Source organism: Sphingomonas rhamnosi, from assembly GCF_036663615.1.
Lineage (GTDB): Bacteria > Pseudomonadota > Alphaproteobacteria > Sphingomonadales > Sphingomonadaceae > Sphingomonas.
This window is the reverse complement of record NZ_JAXOJJ010000001.1, coordinates 534227-557728: the sequence shown is the minus strand read 5'-3', so window position 1 is coordinate 557728 and position 23502 is coordinate 534227. Positions and strand designations below refer to the sequence as shown.

General features: G+C 67.0%; 27 protein-coding genes. 10 read left to right on the top strand and 17 right to left on the bottom strand.

The window, feature by feature from the left end:
* Positions 1–185 precede the first annotated feature (185 nt).
* From rpoN to U1701_RS02715, 5 genes are all read right to left on the bottom strand, one after another.
* Positions 186–1682, bottom strand: a complete 1497-nt coding sequence (rpoN, locus tag U1701_RS02735) for an RNA polymerase factor sigma-54 (RefSeq protein WP_332780994.1) — start codon at positions 1680–1682, stop codon at positions 186–188.
* 156 nt (positions 1683–1838) lie between these two features.
* Positions 1839–2627, bottom strand: a complete 789-nt coding sequence (gene lptB, locus U1701_RS02730) for an LPS export ABC transporter ATP-binding protein (RefSeq protein ID WP_332780993.1) — start codon at positions 2625–2627, stop codon at positions 1839–1841.
* Positions 2628–2713: 86 nt separating this feature from the next.
* Positions 2714–3259: an LptA/OstA family protein gene (locus tag U1701_RS02725; protein ID WP_332780992.1), complete on the bottom strand. Its 546-nt coding sequence runs from the start codon at positions 3257–3259 to the stop codon at positions 2714–2716.
* A gap of 5 nt (positions 3260–3264) precedes the next feature.
* Entirely contained in the window at positions 3265–3921 is a 657-nt protein-coding gene (gene lptC / locus U1701_RS02720) for an LPS export ABC transporter periplasmic protein LptC (RefSeq protein WP_332780991.1), read from the bottom strand.
* Positions 3921–4541 (bottom strand): ribonuclease D, encoded by a 621-nt coding sequence (locus U1701_RS02715; RefSeq protein ID WP_332780990.1) that lies wholly within the window; start codon positions 4539–4541, stop codon positions 3921–3923. The genes lptC and U1701_RS02715 overlap by 1 nt, the downstream gene beginning before the upstream one ends.
* A gap of 286 nt (positions 4542–4827) precedes the next feature.
* On the opposite strand from U1701_RS02715, the gene U1701_RS02710 reads away from it, so the two are divergent.
* The 3 genes from U1701_RS02710 (at position 4828) to U1701_RS02700 (ending at position 7366) form a co-directional block, all read left to right on the top strand.
* On the top strand, positions 4828–5685 hold the full coding sequence (locus U1701_RS02710) for a cold-shock protein (protein ID WP_332780989.1): 858 nt from the start codon (positions 4828–4830) through the stop codon (positions 5683–5685).
* A gap of 40 nt (positions 5686–5725) precedes the next feature.
* On the top strand, positions 5726–6520 hold the full coding sequence (locus U1701_RS02705; protein WP_332780988.1) for a glutaminyl-peptide cyclotransferase: 795 nt from the start codon (positions 5726–5728) through the stop codon (positions 6518–6520).
* Positions 6521–6736: 216 nt separating this feature from the next.
* Entirely contained in the window at positions 6737–7366 is a 630-nt protein-coding gene (locus tag U1701_RS02700; protein WP_332780987.1) for a carbonic anhydrase, read from the top strand.
* A gap of 155 nt (positions 7367–7521) precedes the next feature.
* Here the strand turns inward: U1701_RS02700 and U1701_RS02695 are convergent, their stop codons facing one another.
* The 4 genes from U1701_RS02695 to U1701_RS02680 form a co-directional block, all read right to left on the bottom strand.
* Positions 7522–9114 carry a cisplatin damage response ATP-dependent DNA ligase gene (locus U1701_RS02695; protein ID WP_332780986.1) on the bottom strand — a complete coding sequence of 531 codons (1593 nt, stop codon included), beginning with the start codon at positions 9112–9114 and terminating at the stop codon, positions 7522–7524.
* A gap of 32 nt (positions 9115–9146) precedes the next feature.
* Positions 9147–9638, bottom strand: a complete 492-nt coding sequence (locus U1701_RS02690; protein ID WP_332780985.1) for a Dps family protein — start codon at positions 9636–9638, stop codon at positions 9147–9149.
* A 92-nt stretch (positions 9639–9730) separates the two neighbouring features.
* Positions 9731–10282, bottom strand: coding sequence for a TMEM165/GDT1 family protein (locus U1701_RS02685; RefSeq protein ID WP_332780984.1), 552 nt, complete (start codon positions 10280–10282; stop codon positions 9731–9733).
* A gap of 11 nt (positions 10283–10293) precedes the next feature.
* Entirely contained in the window at positions 10294–10626 is a 333-nt protein-coding gene (locus U1701_RS02680) for a hypothetical protein (RefSeq protein WP_332780983.1), read from the bottom strand.
* Positions 10627–10796: 170 nt separating this feature from the next.
* Here U1701_RS02680 and rpmG point away from each other — a divergent pair, with 170 nt between their 5' ends.
* Complete coding sequence (rpmG, locus tag U1701_RS02675) at positions 10797–10964, top strand: 50S ribosomal protein L33 (RefSeq protein ID WP_017977469.1); 168 nt, start codon at positions 10797–10799, stop codon at positions 10962–10964.
* A 205-nt stretch (positions 10965–11169) separates the two neighbouring features.
* On the opposite strand, the gene U1701_RS02670 is transcribed toward rpmG, so the two are convergent.
* Positions 11170–11532 (bottom strand): response regulator, encoded by a 363-nt coding sequence (locus U1701_RS02670; RefSeq protein WP_332780982.1) that lies wholly within the window; start codon positions 11530–11532, stop codon positions 11170–11172.
* A 36-nt stretch (positions 11533–11568) separates the two neighbouring features.
* Between U1701_RS02670 and U1701_RS02665 the strand changes: the two genes are divergently transcribed.
* From U1701_RS02665 to U1701_RS02650, 4 genes are all read left to right on the top strand, one after another.
* The gene (locus U1701_RS02665) at positions 11569–11868 is read left to right on the top strand and encodes a DUF3572 domain-containing protein (protein ID WP_332780981.1); all 300 of its coding nucleotides are present in this window, start codon (positions 11569–11571) and stop codon (positions 11866–11868) included.
* Positions 11865–12488: an HAD family hydrolase gene (locus U1701_RS02660; protein ID WP_332780980.1), complete on the top strand. Its 624-nt coding sequence runs from the start codon at positions 11865–11867 to the stop codon at positions 12486–12488. The genes U1701_RS02665 and U1701_RS02660 overlap by 4 nt, the downstream gene beginning before the upstream one ends.
* A 161-nt stretch (positions 12489–12649) precedes the next feature.
* The gene (locus tag U1701_RS02655) at positions 12650–13117 is read left to right on the top strand and encodes a RidA family protein (RefSeq protein ID WP_332780979.1); all 468 of its coding nucleotides are present in this window, start codon (positions 12650–12652) and stop codon (positions 13115–13117) included.
* A gap of 139 nt (positions 13118–13256) precedes the next feature.
* A complete protein-coding gene (locus tag U1701_RS02650; RefSeq protein WP_332780978.1) occupies positions 13257–14402 on the top strand; it encodes a GNAT family N-acetyltransferase in 1146 nt (381 codons plus the stop codon).
* Here U1701_RS02650 and U1701_RS02645 read toward each other — a convergent pair.
* Both U1701_RS02645 and U1701_RS02640 read right to left on the bottom strand, forming a co-directional pair.
* Entirely contained in the window at positions 14365–15936 is a 1572-nt protein-coding gene (locus U1701_RS02645) for a hypothetical protein (protein WP_332780977.1), read from the bottom strand. The genes U1701_RS02650 and U1701_RS02645 overlap by 38 nt on opposite strands.
* A gap of 79 nt (positions 15937–16015) precedes the next feature.
* A complete protein-coding gene (locus U1701_RS02640) occupies positions 16016–17233 on the bottom strand; it encodes an argininosuccinate synthase (protein WP_332780976.1) in 1218 nt (405 codons plus the stop codon).
* A 129-nt stretch (positions 17234–17362) separates the two neighbouring features.
* On the opposite strand from U1701_RS02640, the gene U1701_RS02635 reads away from it, so the two are divergent.
* Positions 17363–17746, top strand: a complete 384-nt coding sequence (locus tag U1701_RS02635; protein ID WP_332780975.1) for an EF-hand domain-containing protein — start codon at positions 17363–17365, stop codon at positions 17744–17746.
* A 106-nt stretch (positions 17747–17852) separates the two neighbouring features.
* Here the strand turns inward: U1701_RS02635 and U1701_RS02630 are convergent, their stop codons facing one another.
* From U1701_RS02630 to U1701_RS02620, 3 genes are read right to left on the bottom strand one after another with little or no spacing between them, the layout of a single operon-like run.
* Positions 17853–19076 carry a class I SAM-dependent methyltransferase gene (locus U1701_RS02630; protein ID WP_332780974.1) on the bottom strand — a complete coding sequence of 408 codons (1224 nt, stop codon included), beginning with the start codon at positions 19074–19076 and terminating at the stop codon, positions 17853–17855.
* A gap of 51 nt (positions 19077–19127) precedes the next feature.
* Positions 19128–19883, bottom strand: coding sequence for a molybdopterin-dependent oxidoreductase (locus tag U1701_RS02625; protein ID WP_332780973.1), 756 nt, complete (start codon positions 19881–19883; stop codon positions 19128–19130).
* Entirely contained in the window at positions 19880–20626 is a 747-nt protein-coding gene (locus U1701_RS02620; RefSeq protein ID WP_332780972.1) for a cytochrome b/b6 domain-containing protein, read from the bottom strand. The genes U1701_RS02625 and U1701_RS02620 overlap by 4 nt, the downstream gene beginning before the upstream one ends.
* Positions 20627–20677: 51 nt before the next feature.
* On the opposite strand from U1701_RS02620, the gene U1701_RS02615 reads away from it, so the two are divergent.
* Complete coding sequence (locus tag U1701_RS02615; RefSeq protein ID WP_332780971.1) at positions 20678–21295, top strand: flavin reductase family protein; 618 nt, start codon at positions 20678–20680, stop codon at positions 21293–21295.
* A gap of 103 nt (positions 21296–21398) precedes the next feature.
* On the opposite strand, the gene U1701_RS02610 is transcribed toward U1701_RS02615, so the two are convergent.
* Positions 21399–22157, bottom strand: a complete 759-nt coding sequence (locus U1701_RS02610) for a sulfite exporter TauE/SafE family protein (RefSeq protein ID WP_332780970.1) — start codon at positions 22155–22157, stop codon at positions 21399–21401.
* Positions 22150–23340 carry a dual-specificity RNA methyltransferase RlmN gene (rlmN, locus tag U1701_RS02605; RefSeq protein ID WP_332780969.1) on the bottom strand — a complete coding sequence of 397 codons (1191 nt, stop codon included), beginning with the start codon at positions 23338–23340 and terminating at the stop codon, positions 22150–22152. The genes U1701_RS02610 and rlmN overlap by 8 nt, the downstream gene beginning before the upstream one ends.
* Between the last annotated feature and the right edge of the window lie 162 nt (positions 23341–23502).

Genomic DNA, 23502 nt, shown 5'->3' with positions numbered 1-23502 from the left:
GAGGGTATGCGATTGCCGCGCAGCGGCTTTCAGCTCAAAACGTTTATGTAAATAAGGTCCGCTGACGCGGACGGAACACCTCAGCGTCCTCTGCGCCTCTGCGCGCAAAACTTCTTCTCTCCGCGTCTCCGCGCCTCCGCGTGAACCTAACTTCTTCTCTTAGCGCCTTAGCGCCTTAGCGTGAATCAAGCCCCTTCGAGCGTCCGAGCCCGACGCCGCTGCACCGAACTCCCGATCCCCAACGCCTCCCGGTACTTCGCAACAGTACGCCGCGCGATATCGAAACCCTTCGCGTTCAGCAGCTCGACCAACGTATCGTCCGACAGAATCTTCGCCCCCTCGGTCGCGATCAGCGCCTTGATCGCCGCCTTCACCGCCTGCGCCGACACCGCATCGCCGCCATCCGCCGCCGCGATGCCGCTCGTGAAGAAATACTTCAGCTCGTACAGCCCCCGCGCGCAGCTCACATATTTGTTGCTCGTCACCCGGCTGACGGTCGATTCGTGCATCTCGATCGCCTCCGCCACCTGGCGCAGCGTGAGCGGTCGCAGGTGCGCGACACCCTTCAGGAAGAACGCCTCCTGCTGCTTCACGATCTCGGTCGCGACCTTGATGATCGTCCGCTGCCGCTGGTCGAGCGCCTTCACCAGCCAGTTCGCGCTCGCCAGGCAATCGGACAGCCACGCCTTCGACGCCTTGTCCTGCTGCCCCCCGGCCAGCTCGGTATAGTAACTCCGATTGACCAGCACGCGCGGCAGGGTCGCGCTGTTGATCTCGATTCCCCACCCCGCCTTGGTCCGTGCGACGTACAGGTCGGGCACCACCGCCTGAGCCGGCTCGCCGCCATAGCGGCACCCGGGCTTCGGATCATAGCCGCGCAGTTCGCGGATCATGTCGGCCATGTCCTCGTCGTCGACCTGGCAGATCCGCTTCAACCGGGTCAGCTCGCCGCGCGCGAGCAGATCGAGATTCGCGATCAGCGCCGCCATGCACGGATCGTAGCGGTCCGCCTCCTTCGCCTGCAGCGTCAGGCATTCGGCCAGGTCGCGGGCGCCGACGCCGGTCGGGTCGAAGGTCTGGACGATCGTCAGCACCCCCTCGACGCGCGCGAGTGGCACGGCCAGCCGCCCGGCGATGTCGAGCAGCGACGCGGTCAGATATCCGGTCTCGTCGATCTGGTCGATCAGATGCGCGGCGATCGCCATGTCGGCGTGCGGCACCGCCGGGCCCGCCTGTGCCATCAGATGATCGGCAAGGCTGAGCGCGGTATCGGCGAACGCGTCGAGATCGGGGCCGTCCTCGCCCCCCGCACCGCCCGCGCCGGCGCCGGTCATCGACAGCGCGCCATCGTTGCCGCTGCCGCCGTCGGCGATGCTGTCCTGCTGGTGACTTTCGGTCGCGAAGTCGACGTCGAGCGCGGGTTCGGCAGCGCCGCCGCTGCCGGCGAGCAGTTCATCGGCGGCGACCCGCTCGTCGCGCGGCGCGACGACGGCTTCGCGGTCCGGCGCCTCGATATCCTCGGGCGCGCTGGCTTCCAGGAGCGGGTTGCGCTCGATCTCCTCGGCGATGAACCCCTCGATCTCCAGGTTCGACAGCGCCAGCAGCTTGATCGCCTGCTGCAGCTGCGGCGTCATCACCAGCGATTGCGACTGGCGGAGATCGAGGCGCGGCGCGAGACTCATCGAGAAATCCTCCCCTGCAAGGGGAGGTGGCAGCGCGCAGCGCTGACGAAGGGGGATGTCGGCAGGCACTGCGCTCGCGGATAACCCCCTCCACCAGCTTCGCTGGTCCCCCTCCCCTTGCAGGGGAGGAATGGGCGCGCCTCGGTCCGCATAATCCTAGAGCGAGAAGCCCTCGCCCAGATACAGCCGCCGCACGTTCGCGTCCGCCACCAGCTCCTCGGGGCTGCCCGAGAACAGCACCCGCCCGTCATAGATGATGTACGCGCGGTCGACGATGTCGAGCGTCTCGCGGACATTGTGGTCGGTGATCAGCACGCCGATGTCGCGCCGCTTCAGGTCCTTCACCAGGTCGCGGATGTCGGCGATCGAGATCGGGTCGATCCCCGCGAACGGCTCGTCGAGCAGCATGATCGACGGATCCGCCGCGAGCGCGCGCGCGATTTCCGCGCGCCGCCGCTCGCCGCCCGACAGCGCCATCGCCGGCGCGGTGCGCAGCCGGGTGAGCCCGAACTCCTCCAGTAGCGTATCGAGCTTCCGCTCGCGCGCCGCCTTGTCCGGCTCCGACAGCTCCAGGACCGTCAGGATGTTCTTCTCGATGTTGAGCCCGCGGAAGATCGACGTCTCCTGCGGCAGGTACCCGAGCCCGAGGATCGCGCGGCGATACATCGGCAGCTTGGTGATATCCTCGCCGTCGAGCATGATCCGGCCCGAATCGGGCTTCACCAGCCCCATCACCGAATAGAAGCAGGTCGTCTTGCCCGCGCCGTTCGGGCCCAGCAGCCCGACGACTTCGCCGCGCCCGACCGATACCGACACGTCGGTCAGCACGGTGCGCTTGTCGTAGGATTTGGCGATCGACACCACCTGCAGCCCGTCGCTGGTCGGCGGCTCGATGATCGGCGCGGCGGCGGCGCCGTCGATCGGGGGCAAGGTGGTCGCGTCCATGATCCTGGGTCTCGCTAAAACTGGTTGCATCGCGTCCGCGGACTTGGACCGGAACATGCATGAACCGGCCGCCGCTGGAAAGGACCTCAGTTGCGCTTGGGTACCGAGAAGGTGCCCGTCACGCGTCCGCCGGTCTGCGTGACGCCGCTCGCGCCACCGCCAGCCGCACCGCTGCTGCCCGCCACCGACGACCCGTCGATCACCGCGCGGCCGGTATCGAGGTTCATCGTCAGCCGCCCGCCGTTGACCGTGTTGCCCGCCTGCGTCAGCGTCACCGCGCCCAGCATCGTGATCACGCGGCGGTTGAGATCGTAGATCGCGTACTGGCTGCGCGCGGTCTGCTCGGGCCGGCGCACGGTGACGCCGCCGCTGGCGTCGAGCCGCGAGACCTGCGGGTTCCCGCCGACGACTTCGCCGGTATAGGCGACCGTCATCCGCGCCGCGTTCAGCGTCATCTCGGCCTGCTTGACCGACACGTTGCCCGCCAGCACCGCGCGGTTGGCCTTGTCCTGCAGCTCGATATGATCGGCGCCGAAATCGATCGGCGCGTTGGAATTGTGCGCGCGTTGCGCATGGGCCCCGCCCGCTGCGAGCAGGACGAACAGCGGGGCGGCGAGGAGAGACGTGCGCATGGCGGCTATTTCGGCCCTCTGGGGACGATCCGCAAGCGGGCATTGCCATCGAGCCGCACGGTGCGTCCCTCGAGGTCGGCGCGCAGCTTGTTCGCGCTGAACCGGCCCTGCGGCACCGTGCCGGTCACCGCGCCCCCGCTCTCCATCGTCCGATTGGCGAGATCGAGCGTCGCGTCGTTGGTCTTGAGGTCATAGCCGCCCGCCGCGGTGAAGTTCAACGGCCCGTCGAGCCGCACCTTCTGCGTGTCCATGTCGTAGCGGCCGGTGTTCGCCTTGATCTGCGCCGGGCCGTCGGTCAGCTGGATCTGCGCGTCGAGCCGGTTCAGCTGGACGATCGGTTCGGCCGAGCTCTTCTGGATCGCCGACCCTGCGTCGAGCCGGAACACCTGCCCCTTCGAATCCTGGCCGCGATATTGCGCGGACTGCAGTTTCAGCCGCTCGGTCGCGACATCGACCTTGTTCTTGTCGAGCACGAACGACACGTCGCCGCCCGCGGTCAGCGGCGCCATCACCAGGAACGCGGTCAGCACGCCGATCGCGGTCGGCAACCCGATTCGCGCGATCGCCACTAGCCGGTCGTGCGTGCCCCCCGGCAACGCCCAGCGTTCACGCTTCGAGCGTTCGCGGCGCGCAACCGCCGAGGGGGGTACGATCGACGGCATCAGGCGTGCGCGAAAATGTCGATTTCGGGCCAGCCCGCGAGATCGAGCGCCGCGCGCGCCGGCAGGAAATCGAAACACGCCTGCGCCAGCGCCACCCGGCCCTCGCGTTCGAGCCGCTTGTCGAGTTCGGTCTTCAGCCGGTGCAGAAAGCGGACGTCGGACGCGGCATAGTCCTTCTGCGCGTCGCTCAGCTCGGGGCTACCCCAGTCGGACGATTGCTGCTGCTTCGAGATGTCCTGCCCCAGCAGCTCGCGCACCAGCTCCTTCAGCCCGTGCCGGTCGGTGTAGGTCCGCACCAGCCGCGACGCGATCTTGGTGCAATAGACGGGCGCGGCGACGACACCCAGATAATGCTGGACCGCGGCGATATCGAATCGGCCGAAATGATAGAGCTTCAGCCGTGCCGGATCGGCCAGCAGCGCCTTCAGGTTCGGCGAATCATACCCCGCACCCGCCGCGAATCGGACGAGATGCTCGTCCGGCCCGCCATCCGACAGCTGCACCAGGCACAGCCGGTCGCGCGGCGTGATCAGCCCCATCGTCTCGGTATCGACCGCAATCGACGCGCCGGGCGCAAACAGGTCGGCGGGAATGTCGTGTTCGTGCAGATATACGGTCATGGTCGGGCCCTAGCGCTCCCGGCCCCTTCGCTCAAGCGGTCTGCAGGCATCACGGCGTAGCCTGGCCTCTGGCGAAACATCCATTTTGTGCTCCTCGCGCCACGTTTGTGCCACGATCGATCCAGAATGGTTGACTCCCGACAAGATTCCGTTCGCGGTGGATTGCTTTTTGCGCTACGAGTATCGTTAGGGCGCAAAAGGTTTCGCGCCCGGAAACCTGCGTTTGTCGTCCGGCACGAAGGTTTTGGAGAGATTTGCGGGCGAACCGGGAAGACGATCAGAGCTTATGGGTTTCGATAAAGGTGGCCGCGGGAACCGTGGCGGGCGTGGCCGCGACAAGCGCGACAGCTTCGGCGGCGGTGACGAAGGCGGCAGCAGCTTCGGCGGCGGCAGCTCCTATGGTGGCGGTGGCAGCAGCTACGGCGGCGGCAGCTCCTACGGCGGCGGTGGCGGCGGTGATCGCTTCGGCGGCGGCGGTGGCAGCAGCTACGGTGGTGGCGGCGATCGCTTCGGCGGCGGCGGCGGTGGCGGCGGTTTCCGCAGCGGCGGCGGTGGCGGCGGCGGCTTCTCGGGCGGTGGCGGCGGCGCGGGCCGCGGCATGCCCCCCCAGGTCGTTGGCGAAGGCACCGGCGTGGTCAAGTTCTTCAACGCACAGAAGGGCTTCGGCTTCGTGGTTCGCGATGACGGCGGCGAGGACGTGTTCGTCCACATCAGCGCAGTCGAACAGGCCGGCATGACCGGTCTGGCCGAGGGTCAGCCTCTGGGCTTCACCCTGGTCGATCGCGGTGGCCGTATATCGGCGACCGAGCTCAAGATCGATGGCGAGCCGATGGCCGTCACCGACCGCGGGCCGCCGCGCGACCGTGACGAAGCCCCCCGTGGCGGTGCCGGCGGCGCCGGTGCAGGTGGCGCACAGCGTCAGCTAACCGGCGAGAAGGCGACCGGAACGGTCAAGTTCTTCAACGCGATGAAGGGCTTCGGCTTCATTCAGCGCGACGACGGACAGCCCGATGCATTCGTGCACATCTCGGCCGTGGAGCGCGCCGGCATGGCGACGCTGAACGAGGGCGACAAGCTCGAGTTCGAGCTCGAAGTCGATCGTCGCGGCAAGTACGCGGCTGTCAACCTCAGCGCAGGCGGCTGAACCGACTTCTAATCCGGACCTGTTCGTGATCGGAAAAGTCATGATTGCGGTCGGTCTCGCCTTGGCGGGGCCGGCCGTTTTCGTGTCCGCGCAAGACGCTCGCCAGGTCGCACCTGTGGCACAGGCGGCCGACAAGGCGCCGATGCTGTCGGCGACGATCGTCGCGCGCTACCCGCATGATACCAAGGCGTTCACCGAGGGCCTGCTCTGGCACGACGGCGCGCTATACGAGAGCACCGGGCAGGAGGGCGCGTCGGATGTCCGCCGCGTCGCGCTCGCCGACGGCAGGACGCTCGCCAGGGCGATGATCCCGCCCGCGCAGTTCGGCGAGGGCCTCGCTCTGTGGAACGGCCAGCTCGTCAGCCTGACCTGGCATGACGGCATCTCGCATCGCTGGGACGTCCGCACGCTCAAACCGGTCGGCCGGACCCGCTACACCGGCGAAGGCTGGGGCCTCACCGCCGACGCGCGTCAGCTGATCCAGTCCGACGGCTCGTCCGCGCTGATCTTCCGCGATCCCAGGACCCTGGCCGAACGCCACCGCGTCCCCGTGACGATCGACGGCCGGCCGCTTCGCGACATCAACGAACTCGAATATATCCGCGGCGCGGTGCTCGCCAATGTCTGGCGCACCGGTTTCCTCGTCCGCATCGATCCCGCCAGCGGCCGCGTCACCGCGGTCATCGACCTGCGCCCGCTGGTCGCCGAGATCGGCGCGACCGGCGCCGATTCGGTGCTCAACGGCATCGCCTGGGACGCCAAGGCCGACCGCCTGTTCGTCACCGGCAAATACTGGCCAACCCTGTTCGAAATCCGGATCGACGAAGCGCGTTAGCCGACGGTTGGTCGGCATGCTTCTCCCCTCCCTGGAAGGGAGGGGCCGGGGGTGGGTCGGCTTGGGGCGCTCCCGCGTTCTGGCATTGCTTTCCCGCACGTGCAGGCTGGCGTAAATTCCGCCCGTCTCCCCGAATTCTGGCCGTCTCGAGCCGCAAACAAGATGACAAAAAGTTCATGAATGGCCATCTGATGCCCGAACAGCGAAAGGCAGTGCATGCGTAAATTCAAGGATCTGATCGACGGCTACTACCGCTTCCGCGGCAATGAGTGGATCGACGAGCGCGAGAAGTGGAGCGAACTGGCCACCGGCCAAACCCCCAAGGTGATGGTGATCGCCTGCTCGGACAGCCGGGTCGATCCCGCGACGATCTTCGGCACGCGCCCGGGCGAAGTGTTCGTGGTCCGCAACGTCGCCAATCTGGTGCCGCCGTTCGACCCCAGCGGCGGTCTGCACGGCGTGTCGGCCGCGGTCGAATTTGCGGTTACCGCCTTGAAAGTCGAGGAAATCCTCGTGCTCGGCCACGGCCAGTGCGGCGGCGTCAAGGCATCGCTGTCGGGCGCGTTGCGCGACGCCAAGCCGGGTGAGGGTGGGTTCGTCGCGGAATGGATCAAGCTGCTCGACGGCGCGCGCGACAAGGTCGTCGCCGCCTGCGGCACCGGTCCCGAGGGCCAGACGATGCTCGAAAAGGAAGGCGTGAAGGTCTCGATCGAGAATCTGAAGACCTTCCCGTTCATCCAGGCGGGGCTCGCAGCCGGCACACTGAGCCTCGAAGGCGCGGTGTTCGCGATCGACGACGGCAAGCTCCACGTGCTCGGCACCGACGGCAGCTTCGCCGCCGCCTGATGCCAGCCGATCCTCCCCCTTCGTGGGGAGGATTTTGCTGTCCTACACGCCCGAACTTCGTCAGATCTTGTGGCGCTCTTTGACGTCGTAGATCGACTCGGCGCCCACCCGGAATAACACCCCCGCGGGCGTGACTTTTGTGACTTTCCGACCGGTCAGACGATCATCCGCCGCAGCGTGTCGATCCGGTCCGCCTCCGTGGCCGGCTTGTCGGTACGGATCCGCGCGATTCGCGGGAAGCGCATCGCGACGCCCGATTTGTGCCGCTTCGACTCGTGCAGCGAATCGAACGCGATCTCCAGCACCAGCGTCTTCTCGACCTCGCGCACCGGCCCGAAGCGGTTGAGCGTGTTGCGCCGCACGAAGCCGTCGAGCATCTTCAGCTCCTCGTCGGTAATCCCCGAATAGGCTTTGCCCACCGGCAGCAACTCGCCGTCCTCGGTCCAGCAGCCGAACGTGTAATCCGAATAGAAGGACGATCGCCGCCCGGACCCGCGCTGCGCGTACATCATCACGCAGTCCGCGGTCAGCGGATCACGCTTCCATTTGTACCACAGCCCGACGCGCCGCCCGCCGACATAGGGCGAGTCGCGCCGCTTGAGCATCACCCCCTCGATCGCCGCGTCGCGCGCCCCGGCGCGGACCGCCTCCAGCGCGGTGAAATCCTCCGCCTCGATCACCTGGCTGAGGTCGAACCGTTCGGGATCGAGCCCGGCGACGAACGCCTCCAGCCGGACGCGCCGCTCGGTCCAGGGCAGCTCGCGCAGATCCTCGGCGCCGTCGAACAGCACATCGTACAGCCGCACGAACGCGGGATAGTCCGCCTGCATCTTCGCGGAGACCACCTTGCGCCCTAGCCGCTGCTGCAACGCGTTGAAGCTCGCCGCACCGCCGCCATCCTCCAGGCTGCCGCCCTGATGCTCGCCCTTCACCAGCAATTCGCCATCGACCGCGCCCGGTGTCGTGAAGGCTGCCGCCACCTCGGGAAAACTCCCCGTCACATCGTCGCCGGTCCGGCTGTAGAGCCGCGTCTGCCCCGCGACATGGACGATCTGAACGCGGATGCCGTCCCATTTCCACTCGGCGGCATAGTCGGCGAGGTCGACGCGATTGTCCTCCAGCCCATGCGCCAGCATGAACGGGCGGAACACCGGCACGTCGGCGGGGGTCGGCTGCGCGCCGGTCCCGGCGCCCCAGGCGAACAGGCTTTCATAGGGCGGCGAAAGCCCGTGCCACACTTCCTCGACCGCATCGACCTCCAGCCCGAACGCGTTGGCGAGTGCGGTCTTGGCCAGTCGCGCGGACACGCCGATCCGCAGCGCGCCGGTCGCCATCTTGAGCAATGCGAACCGCTCCTCGGCATCCGACCGGTCGAGCATCCCGGCCAGTACCGCCGGCGCATCGGCGCGCGAGAGGTGCATCAGCCCATCGACGACCTGCGCGACCGACAACGGCGCGGGATCGACCGGCGCCACTGGCTCGGGCCACAGCAGCGCGACCGTCTCGGCGGTGTCGCCGACATAGTCGCGGCTCATCCGGAATAGTACTGGATCGACCCGCGACTCGATCAACGCGCGGATCATCGCCGGCTTCACCCCGGGCAGGTCAAGATCGCCGGTCAGCGCCGCCATCGCCCAGCCACGATCCGGGTCGGGCGTCGCCAGCAGATAATCGGCGATCAGCTTCAGCTTGGCGTTGCGCGACCGCGTGTGGATCAGCGAATCGAGCAGGGCGGCGAATGCGTGCATGGTGGTCGTATCGCAGCCCGTATCCGAACCGCTCAGGCGGTCCGGCTCGCCTCGAACAGGAACCAGGCGCGCTCCTCGGCCTCGTCGGTCCACGCATCGACGACGCCGCTAGTGGCATTGTCCTTCGCGGCGTCGGCCGCGTCCTTCACCGTGCGGAACGACTCGATCAGTTTCAGATTGTCCTCGCGCAGTTCGGCGAGCATCGCGGTGGGCGCGACGAAGTCCATGTCGTTGTCGGCGATCGTCTGACGACGCGAGATGTCGCCGATCGAGCGCAGCGTGGTGTTGCCGGTTTTCCGCACGCGCTCGGCGATCGCATCGGTGATCGCCAGGATCTGCGCGGCCTGGTCGTCGAGCAACAGATGATAGTCGCGGAAATGCGGGCCCGACATGTGCCAGTGGAAATTCTTGGTCTTCAGGTACAGCGCATAGGAATCGGCCAGCGCGCTGTTGAGCGCATCGGCGACCGATTTGGTGCTGTTGCTGGCAAGATCGGTCGGCGTGTCGAGGGCGGGGTTGGTCATGAACAAGCTCCGGAAGTGTCGAGGTCGTTGCGTGAACGGTTCGGACCCCCGAATCGCTCCCGCCGACTTTGCCGGACAGCGTGATCGACGCGCTAGATCAGGTCGAGTGCCCCGAGCGCGAGGAATAGCCCGGCCAGCAGGAGCGCGACCCCGATCCCGATCCGCACCCGTTTCAATGGCAGAGCGGTCCACCCGGCCTCGCCCATCACCGCGGCGGGGACGATCACCGCCAGCGACCCGATCGTCGCGCCGACCGCCGCCAGCGCGGGCACCGGGCTGCGCGCGGCGAGCGTCACGACGATGAACTGTACGCCGTCGCCAAAGGCCAGGATGAACAGCCCCAGCGCGCTGGTGGCGAGCGCACCGATCCGCCAGCGCTGCAGCCGCTCGGGCGCCTTGGCTGGAAAGAATGCGCCGCCGCCCTGCAGCAGCAGCGCCAGCGCGAGCATCAACTGTTTCGCATTGGGCGCCAGCATCGGCGCCAGCAGAGTCCCCGCGAACGCCGCGAGCCCGCTCGCCGCCAGCATCGCGATTGCCGCCATCGCGATCACCCGCGCCGGCCGATACCGGTCCGCCAGGATCGCCGCGAGCCACGCGGTGCGATCCCCGATCTGCGCCAGGGCGGCGGCGACCAGCGCCGCCATCAACGCATCCACTATCCCGCCAGCCGCACCGAACACGCCGCGGCGAACGCATGGCAGGCCTGCACGTCCTGCCGCTCGCTGACGATTGCGTCGCCCAGGATCGACAGCCAGCCATGGACGAGCGCACCGTGTTCGCCGCGCGACAGCGCCGAATCGACGAAATGCGCGACGGTGACCGCGGGGTTCAGTCCGTTGCGATGCGCGATCACGCGAATCGCGTCGATCTCGGGGGCAAGGTCGCGCGCCTGCGCATAGGGGGCGCGCACGTCGATCGCCGCGATTCGCGCGGCAAGATCCGCCTTCACCGCACCCAGTTCATCGATCCGTGCCAGTGCCTGCCCCATGACCCGCTCCATCCTCTGTTGTATCCGCACCATGCGCGCGCAGTGGTAAACAGGGTGTTTCGCATGCCGCGGAGTTGACTTGGGCGCCCGCATGCGCCATGCGCCGCCACTGATAGAGCGGCGGCATTGCCCGCCGCTTTCGCATTTTTACAGCTTTAGGGATTGGGCGCATGGCCAAGCCGACTACCGTCAAGATCAAGCTCGTCAGCACCGCGGACACCGGCTTCTTCTACGTCACCAAGAAGAACCCCCGTACCAAGACCGAGAAGCTCTCGTTCTCGAAGTACGACCCCGTCGTGCGCAAGCATGTCGAGTTCAAGGAAGCCAAGATCAAGTGACGTGACGGGCGGCGCAAGCCGCCGTCAGGTCATCCCCGCGAAGGCGGGGATCGAGAGCCGCGGGCGCCTGCGTCCGCGGCTTTTGCGCGTCCTACGCAAACTCGTCATCCCAGCGCAGGCTGGGATCTCGTGCGGCAAGCGCGCGCTCTACGTCGGGAGACCCCAGCCTGCGCTGGGGTGACGAAGGAGGAGGGGAGCCACTCCGCTACACCAACCCCCGCACCGCATCCATGAACCGCGCGAGGCTGATCGGCTTCGACACGTAAGCATCCGCCCCCGCGGCACGGATCCGGTCCTCGTCGTCGCGCCCGGCATAGGCGGTCACTGCCATCACCGGGATCGCCTTCAACGTCTCGTCCGCCTTCAGCTCCAGGATGATCTCGTACCCCGTCACGTGCGGCATCTGGATGTCCATGATGATCAGGTCGGGCACGAAGGCGCGCGCGCGCGCGACCGCTTCGCGGCCGTCACGCACCGGCTCGGCGGTGAAATCATGTGCCCTCAACAAATCACAGAAAAGTTTGAGGTTGAGTTCGTTGTCCTCGACAACGAGCACCTTCTTTGCCACCCGAGCGGTCCCTTCGATAAGAGGCGACGATAGGCAATGCGGACGCGCGATTCAAACGAAGTCGCCAATGCGGACGGTGCGGAAAGCCTGGCGCTGCAGGCGCTGGTGTGGACGCTCGCCGAGCAGGACCGCGCCGAACGGCTGCTCGCGGTGACCGGCCTCGACCCCGACGATCTACGCGCGCGGGCCGGCGAACCCGCGGTGCTGTCGGCGGTGCTCGGCTTCCTCGAGAATTACGAACCCGATCTGATCGCCTGCGCCGAATCGCTCGGCGTGAAGCCAGAGCAGCTGGTCCGCGCCCGCGCGCTGATCGACGGACCGGAGTTCGACGCATGAAGCCGCTGCTGATCTCCGATTGCGACGAAGTGCTGCTGCACATGGTCAAGCATTTCGGCAGCTGGCTCGACGAGCGCCACGACATCGAGTTCACGATGCAGCACGGCGATTTTTCCGACGCGATGACCCGGCGCGACGGCAGCCCGCCGCCGACGCGCGAAGAAATGTGGGGGATGCTCGGCGAGTTCTTCCCGGGCGAGATGCACCGCCAGACGCTCGTCCCGCACGCGGTCGAGGCGTTGCAGCGGCTCGGCACGATGGCGTACATCGTGATCCTGACAAACCTGCAGGACGAGTGCCAGCAACCGCGCATCGAACAGCTCGCGAAGTTCGGCATCGCGCACCGCGTCGTCTGCAATCAGGGCGGCAAGGGCGATCCGGTGGTCCGACTGGTCGCGGAATATGGCGCGCCAGTGACGGTGTTCGTCGACGACCTTGCGGTCCACCACGCCTCGGTCGCCAAGCATGCGCCGGGTGTCCACCGGCTGCACATGGTGTCCGAGCCGACGCTAGCGGTACACGTGCCGAAGGCGCCCGAGGCACATGCGCGGATCGACGACTGGCGCGAGGCGGCGGACTGGATCGCAGAAAGGTTCGCGGCGGGGGTTCCTGCCGCTTAACGCGTCGCCCAGGGGCGCGTGAGCCCTCCGTCACCCCAGCGAAGGCTGGGGTCTCTTGCGGCTCCTGCCCCGCGTTTGCCTCACGAGATCCCAGCCTTCGCTGGGATGACGGAAGGGGGGGCACTTGACCCGCCACCCACGCCCGTGGTGATACCCACCGCATGACCGATCATATCGACCGCAAGCTCGAAGAGCTTGGCCTCACCCTGCCGCAGGCAGCCGCTCCCGTCGCCGCCTATGTGCCGACCGTGCTCGCGGGCAACCTGCTCCACATCTCCGGCCAGCTGCCGTTCAAGGACGGCAAGCTCGTCACCGGCCGCCTCGGCGACGGCGTCAGCGTGGAGGATGGCCAGGAGGCCGCCAAGCTGTGCGCGCTGATGATCTGTGCCCAGGTCAAGGCGGCGCTCGGCGGCTCGCTCGGCCGGGTGGAGCGGATCGTGAAGCTCGGCGTGTTCGTCAACTCGACCGGCGACTTCACCGACCAGCCGAAGGTCGCCAACGGCGCGTCGGAGCTGATGGTCGCGCTGTTCGGCGATGCCGGCAAGCATGCGCGCTCGGCGGTGGGCGTGCCCGTGCTGCCGCTCGGCGCCGCGGTCGAGATCGACGCAATCGTGCAGGTTTCGGCCTGATCCGTCATGCCGGGCTTGTTCCGGCATCCACCGTGCCGCGTAGTCCGCGGGCGATGATTGCGCGGCGTAGTGGACCCCGGAACAAGTCCGGGGTGACGAGGGCTTTGCGATCCGTGCCTAGCTTCACCATCTACCCCGCATGACCGCACTCACCGCCCGCATCGCCCAGGGCGTCACCACCATCGCCGCCGAAGACTGGGACGCGTGCGCCGGCCCGGGAAATCCGTTCGTGTCCCACGCCTTCCTCGCCGCGCTCGAGGAGTCCGTCAGCGTCAACGGCCGCTCAGGGTGGCAGGCGCTGCCGATCGTCATCGACGGCGACGACGGCCGCCCCGCGGGAATCGCGCCTGCCTATGCCAAGGGCCACAGCCAGGGCGAATATGTCTTCGATCAGGGCTGGGCCGACGCCTGGGAGCGGGCAGGGGGGCAATATTACCCCAAGCTTCAGATCGCCGCGCCGTTCAGCCCTGTGCCCGGTCCCCGGCTGTTGCTCCGCGACCCCAGCCTCGCGCCAGCGCTGATCGCCGCGCTGGAGGCGGTGACCGACCAGAGCGGGCTGTCGTCGGCGCACGCCACCTTCATCGCGCCATACGAAGTGCCGCTGTTCGAGGCGGCGGGCTGGCTGATCCGCCAGGGCACGCAGTTTCACTGGCACAATGACGGCTATGCCGGCTTCGACGATTTCCTCGCGGTGCTGTCGTCGCGCAAGCGCAAGGCGATCCGCAAGGAACGCGTCGCGGCGGTGGAGGGGCTGACGATCCGCCACCTGACCGGTGCCGCGATCACGCCTGCGCACTGGGATGCGTTCTGGGTGTTCTACCAGGATACCAGCGCGCGCAAATGGGGGCGGCCCTATCTCACCCGGCGCTTCTTCGACCTGCTGGGCGACGCGATGGCCGAGCGCATCCTGCTGATCTTCGCCGAACGCGACGGCGTGCCCATCGCCGGTGCGCTCAACCTGATCGGCGACGATACGCTGTACGGTCGGTATTGGGGATCGACCGAGGAGGTGCCGTTCCTCCATTTCGAACTCTGCTACTATCAGGCGATCGACGCCGCGATCGAACGCGGGCTGAAGACGGTGGAAGCCGGCGCACAAGGCGAACACAAGCTGGCGCGCGGCTATGCGCCGGTCGCGACCTATTCCGCGCATTACATTCCCGATCCCGGCTTCCGTGCTGCGATCGCCGACTATCTGGACCGCGAGCGCGACGCCGTCGCGGCGGACCGCGACTGCCTGCAGGAGCTCACTCCCTTCCGGCGGGGCGATCCTCCAGCCGGTTGACGCGGAACAGCGTGCTGGTCTCGTCGCGCCACACCGGCGTCAGATCGCGGACCAGCGCGGGATCATAGGCGGGCGGGGTGATCAGCCAGACATAGTCGAACGCTGCGCGTGGAAACTGCCCCAGCGCCTTCGAGATCGGCCGCCACCATTGGCCGCGGCACGGGATGTCGGTGACGATCTCCGACGGGTCGTGCGCGAAGCCGCCCGCGTCATGATAACGCGTCGTCATCAGCTGCGCGCCGGCCATCGACCATTGGTCGTTGGTGAACGCCAGCCGCCGCTCGAGCAACAGCGCGGGCACATGCTCCAGCCGCGAATAGGCCCAGTCGTCACGGCACCGCCGCCCGACGAACGACACGACGCGTGCCCGCTCCGGCACCTGGTCGATCGCCGCGATCGCGCGGTCATAGGCGCGGTCGTAGATCAGATAGCTCGCCGTCGTGGCGGTCAGCCGGGCCGCGAAGAACGCGAAGCCCAGCGCCGCGATCACCGACGCGCCGCGCAGCGATACGCCGCGACGCGGCCGGAGCGCGATCAGCGCGAACGCCATCATGAACGGCGCCAGGCGCATGTCGGCATAGGCCGACCCGAACACGATCCGCGGCAACAGGATATAGACGACCAGCAGGAACGCCGCCGACAGCCCCAGATTGCGCGAATATTCGATCCGCTGGTCGCGCACGCCGCGCAACAGGATGACGAACAGCAAGGTCACCGACGCGATGTCGAACGGCATCCACCGATCGCGCAGCATCATCGTGATCCAGTTCATCTTCCAGCGCCAGTTGAACCAGTCCTGCGTCTTGCCGGTGACGTGATCGCCCGACCGCCACAGCACCATCATCACCATCGGCAACGCCAGCGGCAGGCAATTGAGCCCGGCGCGAACGAACGCGCTCGTCCAGCCATGCCGCGCCCCGTCCTGGCGGATGTCGTGCTGGCGGATCAGCTCCGCGGAAAAGGCGAGGATGCCGAGCACCCCCCAGCCGAAGGTGTGACAGACCCAGAGCAGGCACGACAACGGCACGAACACTGCCGCGCGCAACCGCAGCCGGTTCAGCCGCGCGAGCCGCAGCCATAGCGCGAACATGTTGAGCGCCAGTGCCATCGCCAGCGCGAAGTTCACGAAGCCGAACTGGAACGGATAGCTGTACGCCAGCGGCAGCGCGAACAGCGCGGTCGCGGGGATCCGGCCGTGCACCTCGCGCGCGATCCACAACAGCCCCGACACCGTCAGCGCGGGGACCGCTATCACGATCAGCTTGACCGCGAGTTCGAGGCCAAAGATCGGCGCGAGCGGCTCGATCAGCAGGTCGACGCCCAGATTGCCGATCAGCGACCAGCGAAAATCATACCATTGCGACAACCACGGATTGTCATCGATCGCCAGCTGGACGCGGTAGCGCCCCATATGCCCGGGCAGGTCGACCAGCGGCGGGATCTGCGGCCACAGCAGCGGGATGATCGACGCGAGCGCCACCAGCACCACGAACGTCCGCGTTTGCCACCAGCGCAGCGGCGCGGCCCCGGTCATATCCCCCTGCATCGTCATATCGCGCGGACCCTAGGAGCCGGCAGGCGTTCTGCACAAGGGCCCGCGCGACAAGTCGAGATTACTGATCGCGTCGGCCTAGCAGACGCAGGCGCAGCGCGTTCAGCTTGATGAATCCGGCGGCGTCGCGCTGGTCGTACGCGCCCTGATCGTCCTCGAACGTCACGACCTTTTCCGAATAGAGCGAGTTGGCCGACTTGCGGCCGACGACGTAGACGCCGCCCTTGTACAGCTTGAGCCGGACGGTGCCCGACACCTTCTCCTGGCTATGGTCGATCGCCGCCTGCAGCATCTCGCGCTCCGGGCTGAACCAGAAGCCGTTGTAGAGCAGCTCGGCATAGCGCGGCGCCAGTTCGTCCTTCAGATGCGCAGCACCACGGTCCAGCGTCAACTGCTCGATCCCACGATGCGCGAGGTGATAGATGGTGCCGCCCGGCGTCTCGTACATGCCGCGGCTCTTCATCCCGACGAAGCGGTTCTCGACGAGGTCGAGGCGGCCGATGCCGTGCGTACGCCCCAGGTCGTTGAGCTTGGCGAGCAGCGTCGCCGGGCTCATCCCTTCGCCGTTGATCGCAACGCCGTCGCCGCGCTCGAAATCGATCGTGATATATTCGGGCGCGTCCGGCGCGTCCTCGGGGTTCACGGTGCGCGAATAGACGTAATCGGGGACCTCATCCCACGGGTTTTCGAGCACCAGCCCCTCGGACGAGGTGTGCAGCAGGTTCGCGTCGGTCGAGAACGGTGCCTCGCCGCGCTTGTCCTTGCTGACCGGAATCTGGTGCTGCTCGGCGAATTCGATCAGCTTGGTGCGGCTGGTCAAATCCCATTCGCGCCACGGCGCGATCACCTCGATGTCGGGCGACAGCGCATAATAGCCGAGCTCGAACCGGACCTGGTCGTTGCCCTTGCCGGTCGCGCCATGGCTGACCGCGTCGGCGCCCACCATCTTGGCGATCTCGATCTGGCGCTTGGCGATCAGCGGCCGCGCGATCGAGGTGCCGAGCAGGTACAGTCCCTCGTACAGCGCGTTCGAGCGCATCATCGGGAACACGTAGTCGCGGACGAATTCCTCGCGCAGGTCGTCGACGAAGATGTGCTCGGGCTTCACGCCCATCATCTCGGCCTTCGCGCGCGCGGGTTCGAGTTCCTCGCCCTGGCCGAGATCGGCGGTGAAGGTCACGACCTCGCAGCCATAGGTCTGCTGCAGCCATTTCAGGATCACGCTGGTGTCCAGACCGCCCGAATAGGCAAGCACGACACGGTTGATGGAATCGCTCATGGGGCAGTCCTCGGGCAATGAATTACGCCCGCGCCCCTATGCGAGGGGGGGCGTTCGTGCAACCGCGCGCGTTCACCCGGCGTACAAGCCGGCCGCGCTAGGCCCCGCGCAAATCAATTGGAGACACCCGTGTTCCGTCAAACTCTCGCCATCCTCGCGCTCGCCGGCCTCGCGACACCCGCGCTCGCCCAGGAAACCCGCGCGTCGGCCGCGGCCAAGTTCCAGAAGGAGTTCGCCGCGTCCGATACCGACAAGGACGGCGTCCTCACCCGCGCGGAAGTCCAGGCGCGGATCGGTCAGATGAAGGCAGGGCAGGGCCGCGTCGACCCGGTCCATGCCAAGCGCATGGCCGATCTGTGGTTCGGGTCGGCCGACCGCAACAAGGACGGCAAGGTTTCGCAGACCGAGGCACAGGCGCTGCTCGCGGCGACGTTCGCCAAATATGACGCGAACGGCGACGGCAAGATCGGCGGCGACGAGCGCGCGGCGGCGGCGAACGGCGGCGGGCGGTAAGCCCACCACCGTCATGCCGGACTTGTTCCGGCATTCATCGTGCGGCGTAATCCAGAGCAGTTGGTTTGCGGCACGATGGACCCCGGACCAAGTCCGGGGTGACGGGTTACCCGCGAAACGCCTGTTCCGCCTCGCCGATATAATCCCGCGTCAACGGCACCGCATACCGGCTCTTCGCCAGCTGCACCTGGTAATTGACCATCCCGCCCGTCCGGAACGCGGCCGCCGCGCCTGCCAGGTAGAACGTCCACATCCGGTAGAACCGCTCGTCGTACAGCGCGACGATCGCGTCCTTGGCGGCGACGGTGCGGTCGTACCAGAGGTCGATCGTCATCGCGTAATGGACGCGCAGCACCTCGATATCGGTCGGGAACAGCTTGGTCCCCTCATAGCCGCGGACGATCTCCGACAGCGCCGGGTTGTAGCCGCCTGGGAAGATGTATTTCGTCGTGAAGGTGTCGGTGACTCCCGGCACGCCCATCCGCCCGATCGTGTGGAGCAGCATCACGCCGTCCGCGGTCAGAAGTTCGCGGCACTTGCGGAAGAACGCCTTGTAATGCGCCGGGCCGACATGCTCGAACATCCCGACCGAGACGATCCGGTCGAACTGCCCGGTGACGGCGCGGTAATCGATCAGCTCGAACTTGACCTTGTCGGCGACGCCGGCCTCTTCGGCGCGGCGGCGGGCGACCTTCAGCTGTTCCTCGCTGAGCGTCACGCCCAGCACCTCGGCGCCGGTCTTGGCGTGCAGGTACAGCGCCATCCCGCCCCAGCCGCAGCCGATGTCTAGCACGCGCATGCCGGGTTTGAGCAGCAGCTTGGCGGCGATATGCGCCTTCTTGTCGTCCTGCGCCTGTTCCAGGCTGTTGGCCGGATCGGTGAAATAGGCGCAGCTATATTGGCGGTCGGCGTCGAGGAAGAGGTCGTACAGCCGGTCCGACAAATCGTAATGATGCGCAACGTTCTTCTTGGAGCGGCGCGCCATGTTCACGCGGTCGACGCGGTGGACGACCTTGTCGAGCAGCTTGACCGGCAACGAGGGCTTCAGCGCGTCGCCCTTCTCCCACGGGGTGTTGCCCTTGAGCAGACGGACGAGATCGCGGATATCGCCCTGGTCGATGACGAGGCGTCCGTCCATGAACGCCTCGGCTGCACCCAGCGCGGGGTTGCGCACGATCGCGAGCGGCACGCCCTTGTCGGTGAACCGAACCGCGACGTTCGGCAGCGTGGCGTCGGGCGTCCCGAACATCTTGGTGGTGCCGTCGGCATAGGTGACGGTGATCTGTCCGCGTTTCACGAACCGGGCGAAGAAACGATCGATGAGTGCCATGGCGGGGTTGCTAACGATTGGTACGGAATTGCGCTACCCCCGGCCGCGGGGTCAAATGCCCGCATACCAATCATAGTCCACATTATCCTCCCAATAGCCGCCCTTGCCTTTGCCGATCCCGGCGAGGCTGGCGGCCGCGTCGATCGCCATGATGTATTTGGCATGCTTGTAGCCGAGCTGGCGTTCGACCCGCAGACGGACGGGGGCACCGTGCGCGACGTCGAGGACGCGGTCGTTGAGTGCCCAGGCGAGGATGGTCTGTGGGTGGAAGGCGTCGACCAGGTCGATCGATTCATAATAGGGCGTGCCGCGATACAGGTCGGCGCAGGTGAAGACGATGTAGCGCGCGCTGTCGCGTATCTGCGCGGCGTTCAGCAGCGCGCCGAGCTTCGGCCCCTGCCACTTGCCGATCGCCGACCAGCCCTCGACACAGTCGTGCCGGGTGATCTGCGCCCGTTGCGGCATCTGGCGAAGCTGCGGCAGCGTTACTGAAAGCGGCCGATCGACTAGCCCGCCGACCTTCAGCCGATAGTCGGCGAAATTGGTCTCGACCATCGCGGTATAGCTGGGCGTGCCGGGATCGCGTGTGCCGTTCGAGCGGAAGATCGGCGACATCTGGCTCGCGCTGAACTCGGGCGCCAGCGCATCGCGGTTCGTCAGCGCGCGTTGCAGACCGCGGTTCATGTCCTCGCCCAGGAACAGGATCTTTCGCGCGGTCGGTTGCTGGACGATCTTGTCGCAGCCGCTGAGCATCACGCCGGCGCTGGCAGCCGCGCCGCCCACCAGTGCGCGTCGGGTGAGGATCATGCCGCGTCCTCCGGTATCGTCCAGCGCCCGGTGATCATCGATCGCACCTCGTTCCACGCGCCGGCCAGGATCACCAGCGTCAGGTGAATGATGATGAACAGCACCAGTCCAGTCGCGGCGATGAAGTGGATCGACCGCGCCGATTGCCGCCCGCCGAACAGCTCCAGCAGCCACGGCCATGCCGCATCCATGCCCGGCGACATCGTCAGCCCGGTCAGGATCATTGCCGGGATCAGCACGAAGATCGTCGCGACGTAGGAGAGCTTCTGGAGGATGTTGTACGCGCCCGGCCGTCTGGGATCGTGGAAGCGGAAGGCCAGATGCTCCTTGACGTCATGCGCGACTTCGCGCGGTGCCAGTTCGGCGGCGCGGACGCGCAGGTCACGCTGGAAATGCCGGTTGATCAGGCTGACGATCATGAACCCCAGCAGCGCAAAGGCGAGCACCAGCGCGAAGAGCAGATGCCAGCGCCGCGAAATCGCGAGATTGTAGCTCGCCGGGATCGTCAGCAGGTTGAGCAGGGTCACCACCCAGCCCGGCCATTGATCGAGCGTGGTCCAGGCAGTGTCGAAATTGGCGCCGTACGCACCCCAATAGAGCCGCGGATGCGCCTTCAGGATACCGATGCCGCTGCCGATCATGATGACCATCGTCACCACCGTTACCCAGTGCCAGACGCGCGTCGCCAGGCGGTGGCGCTTGACGATGATGGGGCCGATCGGGGTCGGCGCGGGATCGTTCATGCTCGGTCTTCGCTCTAGCCAGTCGGCCCGTTCCATAGCAGGGATCAGCGCATGACCGAATGGCATTCTTACGACCCCGCGAGCGGCCACCGCCTGCCGCACGATCCCCTCAACGCGATCGTCGCGCCGCGCCCGATCGGATGGGTCAGCTCGCTGTCCGCGGACGGCGTGCCCAACCTGGCGCCGTACAGCTTCTTCAACCTGTTCAATTACCGCCCGCCGCTGATCGGCTTCTCGTCGATGGGTTGGAAGGACAGCGTCGCCAACATCGCCGCGACCGGCGAGTTCGTCTGGAACCTCGTCACGCGCGATCTGGGCGAAGCGATGAACGCCACTGCGGCAAACGTCGCCGCCGATGTCGACGAATTCGCCTTGGCCGGGATCGCAACGCTGCCGTCGGTGCACGTGAAGCCACCCCGTGTCGCGGCCAGCCGCGCGCAGTTCGAATGCAAGGTGACGCAGATCGTCCGGCTGCAGACCAAGGAAGGCACCGAACTCGACCAGTGGCTGGTGCTCGGCGAGGCGGTCGCGATCCATATCGACGCGGCGATGCTGGAGGACGGGGTCTACCAGACCGCGCGCGCCGAACCGATCCTGCGCGGCGGCGGGCCGGCGGATTACTTTGCGATTACCGAGGATGCGCTGTTCCAGATGCGCCGGCCGGGGTGATCGCCCCCCCTCTGTCACCCCAGCGCAGGCTGGGGTCTCGTGCGGCAAGGACGCGCTTTCGTAACGGGAGATCCCAGCCTTCGCTGGGATGACGCGAGGATCGCTACCCGTACGCCCGCCAGAAGAATACCGCCGTGGTCACCGCAGTGACGAACAAGGTCCACCCGCGGATCGCCCAAGCCGGCAGCACTTTTCCGACCCGCGCGCCGAAATAGCCGCCAACGACACCCCCCGCCATCATCGGCAGGCACAGCGTCCACGCGACCATCCCGGTCACCACGAACACGATCGTCGCCGCGGCGTTGGCAATCGCCAGCATCAGCGTCCGCGGTGCCGCGAGCTCGGCCGGCGACGCGCCCGACAACAGCCCCCAGGCGGCCGTCAGCATCATGCCGACGCCGCCACCGAAATAGCCGCCATAGATCCCCAGCAACGCCTGCGCCGCGACCAGCGACCGCCTCCCGATCGCCACGCGCGCGTGCAGCCAGTCCGATGCCGGCTTACCGAACGCGATCGCCAGAGTCGCCATTAGCAACAGCCATGGGACAATGACGTCGAATGCGCTCGCCGGGGTCAGATACAGCAAAAGGCTGCCTGCCAGCCCGCCGACAAACGTGATTCCCCCCAGCGTCCGGATGCCGACGCCGCCGACCGGCTCCAGCCCCGCGCGATACGCCCAGGCGCTCGCCATCGCCGCGGGCTGCACCGCGACGTTGCTCGTCGCGTTAGCGATCGGGGAAGGTAGGCCGAGCGCGATCAGCGACGGCATGGTCGCGAAGCTGCCACCGCCGGCCAGCGCGTTCATCGCCCCGCCCAGCATGCCCGCACCCGCCGCCAATCCCAGCGTCAGCGCATCAGGCAAGCGCGGCTTCGCGATCCAGTTGCGCGCGGCTCTTCTTCTCGGACGCGGTCTTCAGCTGGCCGCACGCCGCATCGATATCGCGGCCGCGCGGGGTGCGCACCGGCGCCGAGATGCCGGCACCGAACACGATGCTGGAGAAGGACTTGATTCGCTCGGGCGTCGAGCACTCGTAGTCGGCCCCCGGCCACGGGTTGAAGGGAATCAGGTTCACCTTGGCCGGCAGCTCGTACTTCCGCAGCAACCGGACGAGCTCGCGCGCGTCGTCGTCGGAGTCATTCTTGTCTTTCAGCATCACGTACTCGAACGTGATCCGCCGCGCATTGTTGGTGCCAGGATAGTCCGCGCACGCCTGCAGCAATTCCTCGATGCCGTATTTGCGGTTCAGCGGCACCAGCTCGTCGCGCACCTCCTTGGTCACCGCATGCAGCGACACCGCCAGGTTCACGCCGATTTCCGCGCCCGCGCGTGCCATCATCGGCACCACGCCGCTCGTCGACAGCGTGATCCGGCGGCGGCTGAGCGCAAGGCCCGCCCCGTCCATCACCAGTTTCAGTGCATCGCGGACATTCTCGAAATTATACAGCGGCTCGCCCATGCCCATCATCACGATGTTGGTGAGCATGCGCCCCTCGGGCTGGCTCGGCCATTCGCCCAGCGAATCGCGCGCGAGCATCACCTGGCCGACGATTTCCGCGGGCGTCAGGTTGCGCACCAGCCGCATCGTGCCGGTGTGGCAGAAGGTGCAGTTGAGCGTGCAGCCGACCTGGCTCGACACGCAGAGCGTGCCGCGATCCGCGTCGGGGATGAACACCATCTCGTAATCCTGCGCATCGTCCGAGCGCAGCAGCCACTTGCGCGTGCCGTCGGTCGACACCTGCGCCTCGACCACGTTCGGCCGGCTGATCACGAAGCGCTGTTCGAGCCAGGGGTGCATCGTCTTCGAGATATCGGTCATCGCCGAAAACTCGGTCGCGCCGCGATTGTAAATCCAGTGCCACAGCTGTTTCGCGCGCAGCTTGGCCTGCTTCTCCTCCAGCTGCGACGTCTCCAGCGCCATCCGCAGATCGGCGAGCGACAGCCCGAGCAGGTCGATCCGCCCATCGCTGCGCGGCACGAAGCTGCGGGGAACGGGCACGGGGTCGATGTGCCCGGGAATGGGCATCAGGTTGGCGGCGGTCTGCATCGGGGGCACATAGGGGATTTCCGGTGATTTTTCTACTGGGGTCGGATTGCTTGCCCTGAATGGACGCACCCTCCGTCACCCCGGACTTGTTCCGGGGTCCACCGGGCCGCAAACCTAATAGTTTCGATGTGCCGAGCGGTGGATGCCGGAACACGTCCGGCA